The organism is Nocardioides sp. GY 10127, from assembly GCF_004919085.1.
In the GTDB taxonomy this organism is placed as follows: domain Bacteria; phylum Actinomycetota; class Actinomycetes; order Propionibacteriales; family Nocardioidaceae; genus Nocardioides.
The window spans coordinates 140208-153563 of record NZ_STGL01000007.1 but is presented as its reverse complement, the minus strand read 5'-3'; the positions used below and the strand labels follow the sequence as shown (position 1 = coordinate 153563).

The 13356-nt window shown below is 75.3% G+C and carries 11 protein-coding genes; 3 read left to right on the top strand and 8 right to left on the bottom strand.

What is annotated here, in order from left to right:
* Window positions 1–59: 59 nt before the first annotated feature.
* The 4 genes from E8D37_RS13095 to E8D37_RS20575 all read right to left on the bottom strand — a co-directional run bounded on the left by E8D37_RS13095 (window position 60) and on the right by E8D37_RS20575 (window position 4641).
* A complete protein-coding gene (locus E8D37_RS13095) occupies window positions 60–1862 on the bottom strand; it encodes a serine/threonine-protein kinase (RefSeq protein ID WP_136570226.1) in 1803 nt (600 codons plus the stop codon).
* Window positions 1863–2008: 146 nt separating this feature from the next.
* A complete protein-coding gene (locus tag E8D37_RS13090; RefSeq protein ID WP_136570225.1) occupies window positions 2009–3088 on the bottom strand; it encodes a branched-chain amino acid aminotransferase in 1080 nt (359 codons plus the stop codon).
* Between the two features lie 298 nt (window positions 3089–3386).
* Window positions 3387–4502, bottom strand: a complete 1116-nt coding sequence (locus tag E8D37_RS13085; RefSeq protein ID WP_136570224.1) for a 3-isopropylmalate dehydrogenase — start codon at window positions 4500–4502, stop codon at window positions 3387–3389.
* Between the two features lie 10 nt (window positions 4503–4512).
* On the bottom strand, window positions 4513–4641 hold the full coding sequence (locus E8D37_RS20575; RefSeq protein ID WP_276606493.1) for a hypothetical protein: 129 nt from the start codon (window positions 4639–4641) through the stop codon (window positions 4513–4515).
* 314 nt (window positions 4642–4955) lie between these two features.
* Between E8D37_RS20575 and E8D37_RS13080 the strand changes: the two genes are divergently transcribed.
* Window positions 4956–5525 carry a class I SAM-dependent methyltransferase gene (locus tag E8D37_RS13080; protein WP_136570223.1) on the top strand — a complete coding sequence of 190 codons (570 nt, stop codon included), beginning with the start codon at window positions 4956–4958 and terminating at the stop codon, window positions 5523–5525.
* Window positions 5526–5529: 4 nt separating this feature from the next.
* Here E8D37_RS13080 and E8D37_RS13075 read toward each other — a convergent pair whose 3' ends face one another.
* Window positions 5530–6234, bottom strand: a complete 705-nt coding sequence (locus E8D37_RS13075) for a hypothetical protein (RefSeq protein ID WP_276606492.1) — start codon at window positions 6232–6234, stop codon at window positions 5530–5532.
* Between the two features lie 61 nt (window positions 6235–6295).
* On the opposite strand from E8D37_RS13075, the gene E8D37_RS13070 reads away from it, so the two are divergent.
* Window positions 6296–7723 (top strand): PLP-dependent aminotransferase family protein, encoded by a 1428-nt coding sequence (locus tag E8D37_RS13070; protein ID WP_136570222.1) that lies wholly within the window; start codon window positions 6296–6298, stop codon window positions 7721–7723.
* Between the two features lie 316 nt (window positions 7724–8039).
* On the opposite strand, the gene E8D37_RS13065 is transcribed toward E8D37_RS13070, so the two are convergent.
* Together E8D37_RS13065 and serA are read right to left on the bottom strand one after the other, a co-directional pair.
* The gene (locus tag E8D37_RS13065) at window positions 8040–8516 is read right to left on the bottom strand and encodes an oxidoreductase (RefSeq protein ID WP_136570221.1); all 477 of its coding nucleotides are present in this window, start codon (window positions 8514–8516) and stop codon (window positions 8040–8042) included.
* A 52-nt stretch (window positions 8517–8568) separates the two neighbouring features.
* Complete coding sequence (serA, locus tag E8D37_RS13060; RefSeq protein ID WP_240770409.1) at window positions 8569–10176, bottom strand: phosphoglycerate dehydrogenase; 1608 nt, start codon at window positions 10174–10176, stop codon at window positions 8569–8571.
* Between the two features lie 441 nt (window positions 10177–10617).
* Here serA and E8D37_RS13055 point away from each other — a divergent pair, with 441 nt between their 5' ends.
* Window positions 10618–12063 carry an MFS transporter gene (locus tag E8D37_RS13055; protein ID WP_136570220.1) on the top strand — a complete coding sequence of 482 codons (1446 nt, stop codon included), beginning with the start codon at window positions 10618–10620 and terminating at the stop codon, window positions 12061–12063.
* 28 nt (window positions 12064–12091) lie between these two features.
* Here the strand turns inward: E8D37_RS13055 and efeB are convergent, their stop codons facing one another.
* Window positions 12092–13354, bottom strand: coding sequence for an iron uptake transporter deferrochelatase/peroxidase subunit (gene efeB / locus E8D37_RS13050; RefSeq protein ID WP_240770408.1), 1263 nt, complete (start codon window positions 13352–13354; stop codon window positions 12092–12094).
* Between the last annotated feature and the right edge of the window lie 2 nt (window positions 13355–13356).

Below are 13356 nucleotides of genomic sequence, written 5' to 3'. Positions count from 1 at the left end.
ACGCGGGCGGGTGCCTCCGGCGTCCCACGGCACGGGACTCCGCTCGACCGGGCGGCCGGTCAGCCCACGAGCCAGGACGGCAGGGAGAGCCCCGCCAGCGGCCAGTCCGAGGCCGGCGCCCAGTCGGCGCCGGAGTCCAGGACGGCGGTGGCCCCGGCCGCGGCCAGGGCGCCCAGGACGACGAGGAGGACGAGCCAGGTGCCGACCCCCGAGGCCAGCGGACGCACCAGCGCGCCCACCGGGCCGCGGACGCGGTCCGAGCCCGGCCCGAGCAGCAGCGCCGTGACGAGCGCCAGCCCGCCGACCAGGGCGGTGCGCCCGTCGTCCAGCGCCAGGGCGTAGCAGACGAGGACGGCGGCCACCGCCAGCCCCACGCCCCACACCAGGAGCAGGAGTGTGGAGAGCAGGGTCTGGGACAGGTCCCACGGCAGCCCGACCACTCGGCGGGGGGCGTCGTGCCAGCGGTGGCCACGCACGCCCTGGCGCAGCGAGACGCGGGCGGCTCCCCGAGAGCCCGCCCGCAGCAGCCACGCGGCCGCGACCACGGCGCCACCCGCCACGTACGGGTAGGCCGCGACCCCCGCGCCCAGCGCCAGCACGACCACGAGCCACAGGAGGCCGCGGCGCAGCCGCTCGCCCGCACCGACCGGCGCCGCGGGCGCCACCTCCTCGCCGGCCCAGGGCCAGGCGGGCTCGGTGCCCTCGTCGGCATCCCCGTCCCAGGGCCGTTCGACCCAGGGTCGGTCGACGGTGGGCCGGTCGACGGTGGCGTCCTCGGAGGCACCCCAGTGCAGCCCGTCCGCGCCCTCGCGGAGCATCCGGGTGTCGCCGCCGCCGACCGGGACCTCGCCGGTGACGGCGGAGGACCAGTCCTCGTCGGCCACGGGCGCCGGGTCGGCCCAGACCGGCTCCACCGCGGTGGGGGCGGGCGTCGGGGCCGCCTCGGCGGCGGCGGCCGCGGCACCGGCCAGCGGCACGGCGCGGGTCACGTCCGCGGGGCGGGCGGACGGCGCGAACGGCTGGGTCTCGGGGATCTCGTCCGCCGTCCAGGCGACCTCCGAGGTCTGCGGGCGCAGCCAGGCCAGCAGCTGCTCGACGCGCGGGCGCCGCGAGGGCTCCGGGTCCAGCGCCGCCGCCAGCACGCTGGTGAGGTCGCCGTGGATGCCGGTGAGGTCGAACTCGCCCCGGCGCACCCGGTCCAGCACCGCCTCGATCGGCCCGCGACCGAACGGCGAGCGGCCGGTGCCCGCGTAGGCGACGGTGGCCGCCCAGGCGTGGACGTCGGAGGCCGTCGTGGCCTCCTCCCCCACCAGCACTTCGGGGGCCACGTAGCCGGGCGTGCCGAGCAGGAAGCCGGTCCGGGTCATCCGGGAGTCCTCGGCCAGCTTGGCGAGGCCGAAGTCGATGAGGATCGGGGCTCGACCCTCCATCAGCACGTTCGAGGGCTTCACGTCGCGGTGCAGCACGCCGGCCGCGTGCACGGCGGCGATGCCCTCGGCCAGGCCGCCGGCGAACCACACCAGGTCGCTGCCGTGGATCGGGCCCTCCTCGAGCACGTGGTCGTGCACCGAGAGCCCGGGGACGTAGCGGGTGGCCACGTAGGGCACCGGCGCCCACGGGTCGGCGTCCAGGACCGGCGCCACCCAGCGCGAGTGGACCAGGCTCAGGGAGGCGACCTCGCGCTCCAGCCGACGACGTCCCTCGTCGTCGCCCACGACGTGCGGGCGCAGCACCTTGAGCGCCACGCGCTCCCCCTCGGGCCCCCGGGCCAGGTGGACGACGCCCATGCCGCCCTCGCCGAGCTTGGTGATCAGCGCGTACGGACCGACGCGCTGACGCTCGTCTCGGGCAGGGGCGGACATGCCGCGAGGGTACCGGCGTCCCGGTGGCGTTCCGTGCCGCAGCACCGTGGGCTGCGCGACACACCCCGGACCCGGCGCAGGGCCTCCCGGACGCACGAGCGCCCCCGCCGCGGGGCGGGGGCGCTCGGTGCCGGCTCTGGTCTGCGTCAGCAGATCTTGTGCATCCAGCCGAAGGCGTCGTCGGCGCGGCCGAACTGGATGTCGACGAGCTGCTTGCGCAGCTCCATGGCGACCTCGCCGACCGGGGCGGACGGCAGCGAGCCACCCTCCCAGCGCAGCTCGCCGACCGGGGTCACGACGGCGGCGGTGCCGCAGGCGAAGATCTCGGTGATCTGGCCGGAGGCGACGCCCTCCTTCCACTCGTCGATGGAGAACTTCCGCTCCTCGACGGTGTAGCCCATCTTCCCGGCCAGCTCGATGATCGAGGAGCGGGTGATGCCCTCGAGGATCGTGCCGGTGGCCGGCGTGACGATCCGGCCGTCGCCGTAGACGAAGTACAGGTTCATGCCGCCGAGCTCCTCGACGTACTTGCCCTCCACGGAGTCGAGGAAGACGACCTGGTCGCAGCCCTGGGCCGAGGCCTCCTGCTGGGCGACCAGCGAGGCGGCGTAGTTGCCGCCGGTCTTGGCGGCGCCCATGCCTCCGCGGCCGGCGCGCGAGTACTGCTCGGTGAGCCAGATGGTGACCGGCTTGACGCCGCCCTTGAAGTAGGAGCCGACCGGGCTGGCGATGACCATGAAGGTCACGTGCTGCGCGGGCCGGACGCCGAGGAAGACCTCGGAGGCGAACATGAAGGGGCGCAGGTAGAGGCTCTTCTCGCCGTCCTCGCCGGACGTCGGGACCCAGCGCTCGTCGGCGCGGACCAGCGCGTCGCAGTACTCGACGAACTCCTCCTCCGGCATGACCGGGAGGGCGAGGCGCTCGCTGGAGCGGGCCATCCGGCGCGCGTTGGCCTCGGGGCGGAACGACCAGACGGAGCCGTCGGGGTGCCGGTAGGCCTTCATCCCCTCGAAGATCTCCTGGGCGTAGTGCAGCACCGCCGCGGCCGGGTCGATCTGCAGCGGCCCGTAGGGCTCGATGCGGGCGTCGTGCCAGCCCTTCTCCGGCGTCCACTCGACCGTGAGCATGTGGTCGGTGAAGTACGTGCCGAAGCCCGGGTTGGCGTGGATCTCGGCGAGGCGCGCCTCGTCGGTGGGGTGGTCCGAGGCGGTGGTGCTGATCTGCATGGGGGTCACGTTAGTGGACCTCTCTCGTCGTGAGACAGGGGCGCTGCGGCGTCACCCTGCCAAGTGGTACCCGGCACGCTGCGCGGCGCGGGGGCCGCGTGGTCGCCCGGGAGGTGCGGGAGACGTGCGTCGGGGCCTGACGGCGACGAGGACGGCGGGAAGAGCGCCGACGCCGGGCACCTGCTCCCCCGACCGCGCGCCCGGGAGGGCTGCGGTCGGGGCGAGGTGCCCGGCGTCGTCGGTGTCGCGGGGGTCGGGGCGCACGGGCCCCGGCTGCTGCGGCTGACGTCCTCGGGCGTCAGCCGGCTACTCGGGCGGCGATGGCGTCGCCGACCTCGGAGGTCTTGCGCGGCTCGGCGCCCCGCTCGGCGAGGTCGGCCAGGACGGCCTTCTCGACCGCGGCGGCGGCGTCGGCGTGACCGAGGTGGTCGAGCAGCATCGCGCCGGAGAGGATCGCGGCGGTCGGGTCGGCCTTCTGCTGGCCGGCGATGTCGGGGGCCGAGCCGTGGACGGGCTCGAACATGGACGGGAAGGTCCGGTCCGGGTTGACGTTGCCCGAGGCGGCGAGGCCGATGCCGCCGGTGATCGCGGCCGCGAGGTCGGTGACGATGTCGCCGAAGAGGTTGTCGGTGACGATGACGTCGAAGCGCTGCGGGTTCGTCGTCAGGTGGATCATCGTCGCGTCCACGTGCATGTAGTCGACGGTGACGTCGGGGTACTCGGCCGCGACGGCCTGGGTGAGGCGCCACCAGACCGAGCCGGCGTTGACGAGGACGTTGGTCTTGTGGACCAGCGTGAGCTTCTTGCGGGGGCGCTTGCTGGCCCGCTCGAAGGCGTCGCGGACGACGCGCTCGACGCCGAAGGCCGTGTTGACGCTGACCTCGGTGGCGACCTCGGCCGGGGTGCCGACGCGCAGGGCGCCGCCGTTGCCGGTGTAGGGACCCTCGGTGCCCTCGCGGACGACGACGAAGTCGACCTCCTCGCCCTTGAGCACGTGGTCGCCCAGCGGCGAGACGTTGCCCGGGTAGATCTTGCTCGGGCGCAGGTTGACGTAGTGGTCGAGCTCGAAGCGGAGCTTGAGCAGGAGGCCGCGCTCGAGGATGCCCGGGGGAAGGTTCGGGTCGTTCGGCTTGCCGCCGACCGCGCCCAGCAGGATCGCGCCCTGGCCCTTGATCTCCTCCAGGACGGAGGTGGGCAGGACCTCACCGGTGGCCAGGTACCGCTCGGCACCCAGGTCGTAGCGGGTCTGCGCGAACTTCACGCCCGCGGGCGCGGCCGCCTCCAGGACCTTGAGGGCCTCGGGGGTGACCTCCTGGCCGATGCCGTCACCCGGGATGACCGCGAGGTCGATGGTGCCGGAGGCGGGTGCGGTGACTTCCTGGGAGGAGGCGGCCTGCGCCGTGGAGCTCGTCATGGGGACGAGCCTAGTTGTCGTCCGGACGCTCCCCGCCGTTGTCCCGCAGGTCGAGAGACCGCTGGACGGCCTCCTTGCTGACGGGGTTCTCGGGGTCGTGCGCGGCGGGGCCCCAGCCCTCGGGGTACATGTCGTACATCTGCGTTGCTCCTCGACTGGTGTGTCGTCGTTGGTGAAGGGATCGGCCGGACAGGGAGCCGGTCGAGACGAATCGCCGTTGATCCGACGGGACGGTGCGAGGCCAGGTGGAACCACGTCCCACGTCGAACACCGCGACGAGGGGGCCTCTGGGGCAGACGCTCAGGCCTGCCGGGCCTCGCCGCGGCGACGGAGTACGAGGAGCACGTTCCACATGATGTCGGTAACCATAACCGCTCAGCGGACGCCTGTCACCGGAATCCGGTGCGTGTCCGCTCCGCGAGACGGGGCCCTGACGGTGCGACACTGGTTCGCGTGAGCGCACCACCCGAGCTGCCGGACGTCGTCGAGCGGGCCTTCCAGGTCTCCCGCCGCGCCGGCTACGTCTCGTTCTGCCGCAACGAGACCGGTCGGCTCCTGGCGACGCTCGCCGCCACCCGCGAGGGGACGATGGCCGAGTTCGGCACCGGGTGCGGCGTGGGCACCGCCTGGCTGCGCAGCGGCGTGCGCGGGGAGAAGGCGCACATCGTCACCGCCGAGCTCGACCCGCGGCTGGCCGGCTTCGCCGCCGAGATCTTCGCGGACGACGACCACGTCGAGGTCCTCGCCGCCGACTGGTCACGGCTGCGCGATCGCGGCCCCTACAGCCTGCTCTTCCTCGACTCGGGGGCCCCCGACGAGGTGGGCACCGACGCGATCGCCGACCTCGTCGAGCCCGGCGGCATCGTCGTCCTGGACGACTTCAGCCCCTGCGAGCTCTGGCCGCCGATCACCTACGGCCGCGTCGACGTGCTGCGCCAGGACTGGCTCTCCGACCCGCGCTTCACCGCGGTCGAGGTGATGGTCGCGCCCGACGCGGCCACCATCGTGGCGACCCGACGCTGACGGCTCAGCCCCGGGCCCGCTCCTCGAGCGGGACCGTGAGCGCCGGCAGGAGCCGCTGCGCGAGCGGGCCGATGAGGAGCGCGTAGAGCACCGTCCCCACCCCGAGCGGACCTCCGAGCGCGAGGCCGACGAGGACGACGACGACCTCCAGGACGGTCCGCACGCCGCGCAGGGAACGGCCGGTGACCCGCGCCAGACCGGTCATCAGCCCGTCGCGCGGGCCACGGCCGAGCTGGGCGCCGATGTAGAGGGCCGTGGCCAGGGCGTTGAGCAGCACGCCGGCGACGACGAGCCCCACCCGAGCCCCCAGCGCCTCCACCGCCTCCGGCGACGGCAGGAGCGCGAGCACCGCGTCGGTCGAGGTGCCCACGAGGAGGGCGTTGGCCAGCGTCCCGAGCCCGGGGACCTCGCGCAGCGGCACCCAGAGCAGGAGCACGACGAAGCTCGTGACCACCACGGTCTCGCCGAGCGTGAGGGGCAGGTGGGCGGAGACGGCGACGTCGAGGACGCCCCACGGCGGCACGCCGAGGCCCGAGACCACCATGAGGGCCAGCGAGGCGCCGTAGAGGCCGAGCCCGAGCAGGAGCTGGGGGACGCGGCGGCCGAGGCGTCCTGCCCGCACCTGGGCCCACGGGCCGAGGTCCTGGCGCAGCGTGGCGTGCGGGAGGGCGGCGCCCGCGGGGGCGACGGGGGTCGGGCAGGTGGTCATGCGTCGAGGATGCGGGCAGGTGGCCTGCTCCTGAAGAGCCAATCGTGAGACAGTGGCCTGCATGCAGCAGTCCATTTCGGCCAGCGCGGTGGCCTCCCTCGTCGGCACCCTCGACAGCCAGCCAACGTACGCCGCGCTGGAGCGGTCGCTGCGGCTGCTCATCGGCGACGGCCGGATCGGCTACGACGTCCGCCTGCCCAGCGAGCGCGACCTGACCGCCGCGCTCGGCCTCTCCCGCACCACCGTGGCACGGGCCTACGCCGGGCTGCGCGAGAGCGGCTACGCGGCCGCGCGGCAGGGGTCGGGGACCTACACGCGGGTGCCCGGCGGACGCTCCGCCACCCACGACCACGTGCTCTCCCCCCGCAGCGAGGAGGAGATCGACCTCAGCTGCGCGGCGCCCCAGGCGCCGGCCGGGCTCGCCGAGGCGTTCGCCGAGGCCGCCGACGACCTCCCGGCCTACCTGGGCGGGCACGGCTACTTCCTGGCCGGGCTGCCCGCCCTGCAGGAGTCGATCGCGGCGTCCTACGAGCGTCGTGGGCTCCCCACGGACCCCCGCCAGATCGTGGTGACGCCGGGCGCCCTCGCTGCCGCGGCGCTCGTGGCCGTCGCCCTCACCGGGCAGGGCACCCGGGTGCTCGTGGAGTCCCCCGTGTACCCCAACGCGGTCCAGGCGCTGCGCACCTCGGGGGCGCGGCTGCTGCCCTCCCCCGTCGACCCGAGCGGCTGGGCGCTGGAGGAGGTGGGCGCCCGCCTCCGGCAGGTGCGCCCGCGGCTGGCCTACCTCGTCGCCGACTTCCAGAACCCCACGGGGCACCTCATGGACGACGAGCAGCGCGCCGCCTACGCCGCGCACCTGGCCGCGGCGGGCACCACCGCCGTGGTCGACGAGGCGCACCACGCGCTGCGCTACGACGACGTGCCCGTCCCGCTGCCCTTCGCGGCCCACGCCCCCGGCGCGATCAGCCTGGGCAGCGCGGCCAAGTCGTTCTGGGGCGGACTCCGGCTGGGCTGGGTGCGGGCGCCGCACGCGCTGGTCGACGACCTCGTCCGCGCCCGCCTGGGCCTCGACCTCGGCACCCCGGTGATGGAGCAGCTGGTGCTGCGCCGCCTGCTGGACGCCGGGGACGTGCTGCCCGGCCACCGCGACCGGCTCCACGAGCAGCGTGACGCCCTCCTGGACGGTCTCGCCGAGCACCTGCCTTCCTGGCGCTTCCACCGGCCCGCCGGCGGCCTCACCGTCTGGTGCGAGCTGCCGGAGCCGCTGGCCGTGCCGCTGGCCGCCGCGGCCGAGGAACGCGGTGTCGCCGTCGTCCCCGGGCCCGTCTTCGCGCTGGAGAGCGGGTTGTCGCGCTACGTGCGGATCTCGTGGACCCGCCCCGCCGCCCAGCTGGCCGACGCGGTGCCCCGTCTGGCCGCCGCCTGGGCGCACACCCTGCTGCGCGCGCCGTCCGGCTCCTCGCCGCGCCCCCGGGTGACCGTGGCCTGATCCGGCCGGCGTGGCTGGTGGGCGGTGTGTCAGCAACGCTTCTGCACACCAACCCGGTTGCTCAGCCACCGCCACCCCAGCCCAGCCCCGATGGGCGGTGCGCCAGCAACGCTTCCGCACACCAACCTGGTTGCTCAGCCACCGCCACCCCAGCCCAGCCCCCGGTGCCCCAGCCCAGCCCCGATGGGCGGTGCCCCAGCAACCCATCCGCACACCAACCCGGTTGCTCACACACCGCCACCCCAGCCCAGCCCCGATGGGCGGTGCCCCAGCAACCCATCCGCACACCAACCCGGTTGCTCACACACCGCCCACCTCAGCCGGGCGGCTCCCACGACCACCGCGGCAGGACCAGCCCCTCGGGGACGTCCGCGGCGTCGGCGTGGAACCGCGCCATCTGGACCCGGGTGCCCCACACGAACCAGCCGGCGAGCGCGGCGTTCAGTCGGGCGGTGGGGCCGTCGGGCGGTACACCGACGTCCACGAGCGCGGCCTCCCAGCAGTCGATCGCCCTGTCGTCCATCACGGTGTGGGCGCCGTTGCCGCTGTGGTCGCGCACCACCTGTGACTCCGTGCCCAGCCGAGGACGGCCGGAGCCGCCCGTCCACGCCGGCGGCCCGCCCATCGCTTCGACGAGGTAGGCCGCGAGCCGGGCCTCGTGGTCCGGGTGGAAGCCGTGGCTGAAGGCGTGGGAGACGACCGGGTCGGCCAGGACGCGGGCGTGCCAGGCCCGGGCGAGGGCCAGGACGGCGTCCTCCCCACCGAGGGCCTCGAGCAGCGTCGGTTCGCTCACCGGTCCAGGGTGCACCCGGAGGCCGCCCGGTGGGGAGGACCCGCGGGAACCCTCAGCCCAGCGAGACCGTGCGCGCCCAGCTCGCGTCGAGCGCCGCGGCGAGGGTCGCCAGGACCGGCTCGGGGACGGGCGAGTCCACGGCGAGCGCGACGAGCACCTCGCCGTCCAGCCGGACCACCTGCATGCCCGCGATGTTCACCCCGGCGGCGCCGAGGACCTGCCCGAGGGTGCCGACGGTGCCCGGGCGGTCCGGGTGCCGCAGGAAGGCCAGGTGGTCGGCGAGGTCGAGGTCGATCTCCACCCCGTCGAGCCCGACCAGGCGCTGCCGCTCGCTGGTACCGACCATCGTCCCGGAGACCTCGACCGTGGTGGCGTCGGCGAGGGTGCCGCGCAGCGTCACGAGGGTGCGGTGGTCCTCGCTCACCGGGTCGGTGAGCAGCCGCACGGCCGTGCCGCGCTCGGCGGCGAGCAGCGAGACGTTGACGTAGCTGACCGACTCGTCCAGCACGACCCCCGACAGCGCCCCCTTGAGCGCGGCCAGCTCCAGGACGCGGACGTCCTGGTCGACGACCTCCCCGCGGACCTCCACGTCGAAGGAGACCGCGCTGCCCCCCGCGAGGCCGGTGAACACCCGGCCCAGCCGCTCGGTGAGGCCGATGAGGGGCCGCACCTCCTCGGCGATCACGCCGCCGTGCACGTTGACGGCGTCGGGCACGAGCTCGCCCGACAGCGCCTGTCGCACCGACCGCGCCACCGCGCGGCCGGCCTTCTCCAGCGCCTGCTCGGTCGAGGCGCCGAGGTGCGGCGTGGCCACCACGTTGTCGAGCGCGAGCAGCGGGTTGCCGGTCGCGGGCTCCTCGGCGAACGAGTCCAGGCCGGCCGCCGCCACCCGGCCCTCGAGGAGCGCCCGGTGCAGCGCCGCCTCGTCGACGATCCCTCCGCGCGCGGCGTTGACCAGCACGAGGGACGGCTTGACCAGGCCCAGCTCGCGCTCGCCGATCAGCCCCAGCGTCTCGGGCGTGCGTGGCAGGTGGACGCTGATCACGTCCGAGGTGCGCAGCAGGGTGTCGAGGTCGACGAGCCGGACGCCGAGCTGGGCGGCCCGGCCCGCCTGCACGAACGGGTCCTGCGCGACCACGTGCATCCCGAACGCGGCCATCCGTTGCGCCACGAGCACCCCGACCCGTCCCAGCCCCAGGATGCCCAGCGTGCGGCCCGCGAGCTCGGTGCCCACGAAGTCCTGCCGCTCCCAACGTCCCGCCCGCAGCGAGGCGTGCGCCGGGGCGATGCGACGCGCGGCGGCGATCATCAGGCCGACGGTGAGCTCGGCCGCGGAGACCAGGTTCGCGGTCGGCGCCGTCACCACCATCACCCCTGCCTGCGTGCAGGCCCGCACGTCGATGTTGCGCAGCCCGGTGCCGGCACGGGCGACGACCCGCAGGCGCGGAGCGGCCGCCAGGAGGGCGGCGTCCACGACCGTCCCGGAGCGGACGAGCAGCGCCTGGGCGTCGCCCATCGCGGCGCGCAGCGCCGCCGGGTCGGTGCCGTCGACGTGGCGGACCTCGACGCCCGCGCCGAGCTCCACCTCGGCGACGGGGTGCAGCGGCTCGGCCACCACGACGACGGGCCGCAGCACCGGGGCGAGGGGGCTCGTGGGCACGGGGGTCTCCGCGGCGGGGGCGAGGGGTCCACGGACCGGAGGACCGGGCACGCCATGAGCGGGCAGGTCATGAGCGGGCAGGTCATGAGCGGGCAGCACAGGGCCGCGGCTCGCCGGTGCGGTGCGCGCCTCCACGGGGTGCGGGCGCGGACGGGTGCGCGCGGCCGCGAGGGGCTCGCGCGGCGCGGCGGGGGCGGGCGGTTCGGCGGGCGTGGGGGCACCTGCGGTCAGCGACACGAGCGGGCTACTCCAGAGGCGTGGGACGCTCGGCGGCGACGCGAGGGCGGTCTGCCCGGGTCGGGGCCGGAGCGGCGGGCGCCCAGGGGGACGGGCGCCAGGAGCGGGTGGGAGCGCACGACGCTGTGGCGTGGGCCATGGTAACCCCGTCCACCAGGAGGTGCCTCTCCCAGCCGGGGTGGGAGAGGGGACTAGCGTGCGTGCGTGACGCTCCCCCGCACCGCGCGCACGACCCCGGCCGATCGGCCCACGTCGCTGCTCTCCTCGGCCTACCGCTCCGCGACGGTCGGGGCGCTGACCCTCGTCGCGCTGGCGGCGTTCGAGTCGCTCGCGGTGGCCACGGTGATGCCGGTCGTCACCGCCGACCTCGATGGGCGGTCGCTCTACGCGGTCGCCTTCTCCGCCACCCTGGCCGCTGGCGTGGTCGGCATGGTGGCCGCAGGTGCCGCCGCGGACCGTTGGGGCCTCGCGCGCCCGGCCCTCACCGCGATCAGCCTCTTCGGCCTCGGGCTGGTGGTCGCGGGCCTGGCGCCGTCGATGGAGGTGCTGGTCGTCGGCCGGTTCCTCCAGGGCCTGGGCGCGGGGTCGATCTCGGTGTGCCTCTACGTCCTCGTGGGGCTGGCGTACGCGCCGGTCGACCGGCCACGCATCCTCGGCGCCTTCGCCGGCGCCTGGGTGCTGCCCGGGATCGTCGGCCCCTTCGTCGCGGGCGTGGTCGCCGACACCGTGGGCTGGCGCTGGGTCTTCCTCGGCGTGCTGCTGCTCGAGGTCCCCGCGGCCGCGTTCCTCGTGCCCACGCTGCGCCGGGTCGCGCGCGAGCACGGCGCGAACCCCCAGCCCGACGCCGCGGCGCGGGCCGACGAGGAAGCGGGCCCTGCCCTGCCCACGGGCGGGGTGGGCACGAGCCGACCGGGCGTGCGGCTCCTGCTGGCCGTGGGCGTCGCCGCGGCCGTCGTCCTGCTGAACCTGGCGTCGTCGCTGGCGTACCTGCCGCGGGCGGCGGTGGCTCTCGGCGCGGTGGCGCTGGCGCTGGTGGCGCTGCGGCCGCTGCTGCCGGACGGGACGCTGCGCGGTGCCCCCGGCATCCCCGCGATCATCGCCTACCGCGCCGCCGTGGCCGGCGCCTACTTCACCGCCGAGGCCTACCTGCCGTTCCTGCTCCAGGCCCGCTACGACGCACCGCCGTGGCTGGCCGGTCTCGTCCTCACCGTCGCCTGCGTGTCCTGGGCCAGCGGCGCCTGGCTCCAGGGCCACGGCCCCCGCGTGGAGGACCGCGCCGCGCTGCTCCTCGGCGGCGGGCTCGCGCTCGTCGGCGTCCTCGTGGAACTCGGGGTGGCGCTGGTGGAGCCGCACGCGGCCTGGGCCGGCACCTTCGTCGGCGTCGGCTGGCTCGCGACCGCGGGCGGCCTCGGGTTCGCCTACCCGCGCATCACGTCCGCGGTGCTCGACCGGACCCCCCGCGCCCACCACGGGACGGCCTCCTCGGCCGTGACGATCGCCGACTCCGTCGGCGCCGCGGTGTGCGTGGCGATCGGCGGCCTCGTGTTCACCACCCTGGGCACCTCGGACTCGCGCTGGCCCTTCGTCGGGGTCATGGCGCTGGCCGCCGCAGTGGCGGGGCTGTCCGTCGTGCTCGCCCGCCGCACCTGAGCGGGCGCGCACCGGGAGCACCGACGACTCAGGTGAAGAGCGCCTGGCCCACGTACTCCCCCTCGCCCGCGCCCGGCGGCACGGCGAAGAGCGCTGAGCTGGTGAAGCGCAGGTACTCCATGAGGGCGTCGTTCTTCGCCATCGCCTGCTGGATCGGCAGGAACTGCGTGTCCGGGTCACGCACGAAGGCGATGAAGAAGAGCCCCGCGTCGAGGCCACCGAGGTCGTTGCTGCCGTCGACGAAGTTGTAGCCGCGGCGCAGCATCCGCATCCCGCCGTGGTGGTCCGGGTGGACGACGGCGACGTGGGAGTCCACGGGGATGATCGGCTGGTCGTTGGAGCCGGGCATGTCGAAGTCCGGCTCGGAGAACTCGGTGCCGCCCGAGAGCGGCGCGCCCGTGCCCTTCGTGCGGCCGATGAACGACTCCTGGTCGTCGAGGGGCTGACGGTCCCAGACCTCGATGGTCATGTTGATCCGCCGGGCCACCAGGTAGGAGCCGCCGGCGAGCCAGTCGCCCCCGTCGTCGGTCTCCTGGACCCACACGTAGTCCTCGAGCGCCGCGGTCTCCTCGGCCTTCACGTTGGCCGTGCCGTCCTTGAACCCGAACAGGTTGCGGGGCGTGTCCTGGCTGGTGGAGGTCGACGAGGTGCGGCCGAAGCCGAGCTGGCTCCAGCGGACGCTCACGGTGCCGAAGCCGATCCGGGCGAGGTTCCGGATGGCGTGGACGGCGACCTGCGGGTCCTGGGCACAGGCCTGGATGCACAGGTCGCCCCGGCTCTTCTCCGCGTCCAGGACGTCGGCCGGGAAGTGCGGCAGGTCCGCCAGCGCCGCGGGCTGCCGGTCGGCGATCCCGAAGCGGTCGACGCCGTTCTTGGAGAACAGGCTGGGCCCGAACCCGAACGTGATCGTGAGGCCGCCGGGCGGCAGGCCCAGCGCCTCGCCGGTGTCGTCGGGCGGGACGTTGTACGGCCCGTCGACGGCACCCACCGGGCCGGCGTCCAGCCCCTTGGTCATCCGCTCGGCCGCTGCCGTCCACTGCACCAGCAGGTCCACGAGGGCCTGCCGGTCGTCGGTGATGACGTCGAAGGCGGCGAAGTGCAGCCGGTCCTGCGCGGGCGTGGTGATGCCGGCCTGGTGCTCGCCGCGGAACGCGTAGACCAGGCCGCCGTCCTCGGCGACGTCCTGCTCGCCGGCCGCGGCCTGGCCGAGGGCGTAGCCCCCGGCGGCGACGCCGGCGGCGGCGACCGCCGCGCCGCCGCCGAGGAGTCCTCGTCTGGAGATGCCCGCCACGG

Coding starts and splice junctions, on each gene's coding strand:
- E8D37_RS13095 (WP_136570226.1), bottom strand. CDS start 1,862: ATGTCCGCCCCTGCCCGAGACGAGCGTCAGCGCGTCGGTCCGTACGCG.
- E8D37_RS13090 (WP_136570225.1), bottom strand. CDS start 3,088: ATGCAGATCAGCACCACCGCCTCGGACCACCCCACCGACGAGGCGCGC.
- E8D37_RS13085 (WP_136570224.1), bottom strand. CDS start 4,502: ATGACGAGCTCCACGGCGCAGGCCGCCTCCTCCCAGGAAGTCACCGCA.
- E8D37_RS20575 (WP_276606493.1), bottom strand. CDS start 4,641: ATGTACGACATGTACCCCGAGGGCTGGGGCCCCGCCGCGCACGACCCC.
- E8D37_RS13075 (WP_276606492.1), bottom strand. CDS start 6,234: ATGACCACCTGCCCGACCCCCGTCGCCCCCGCGGGCGCCGCCCTCCCG.
- E8D37_RS13070 (WP_136570222.1), top strand. CDS start 6,296: ATGCAGCAGTCCATTTCGGCCAGCGCGGTGGCCTCCCTCGTCGGCACC.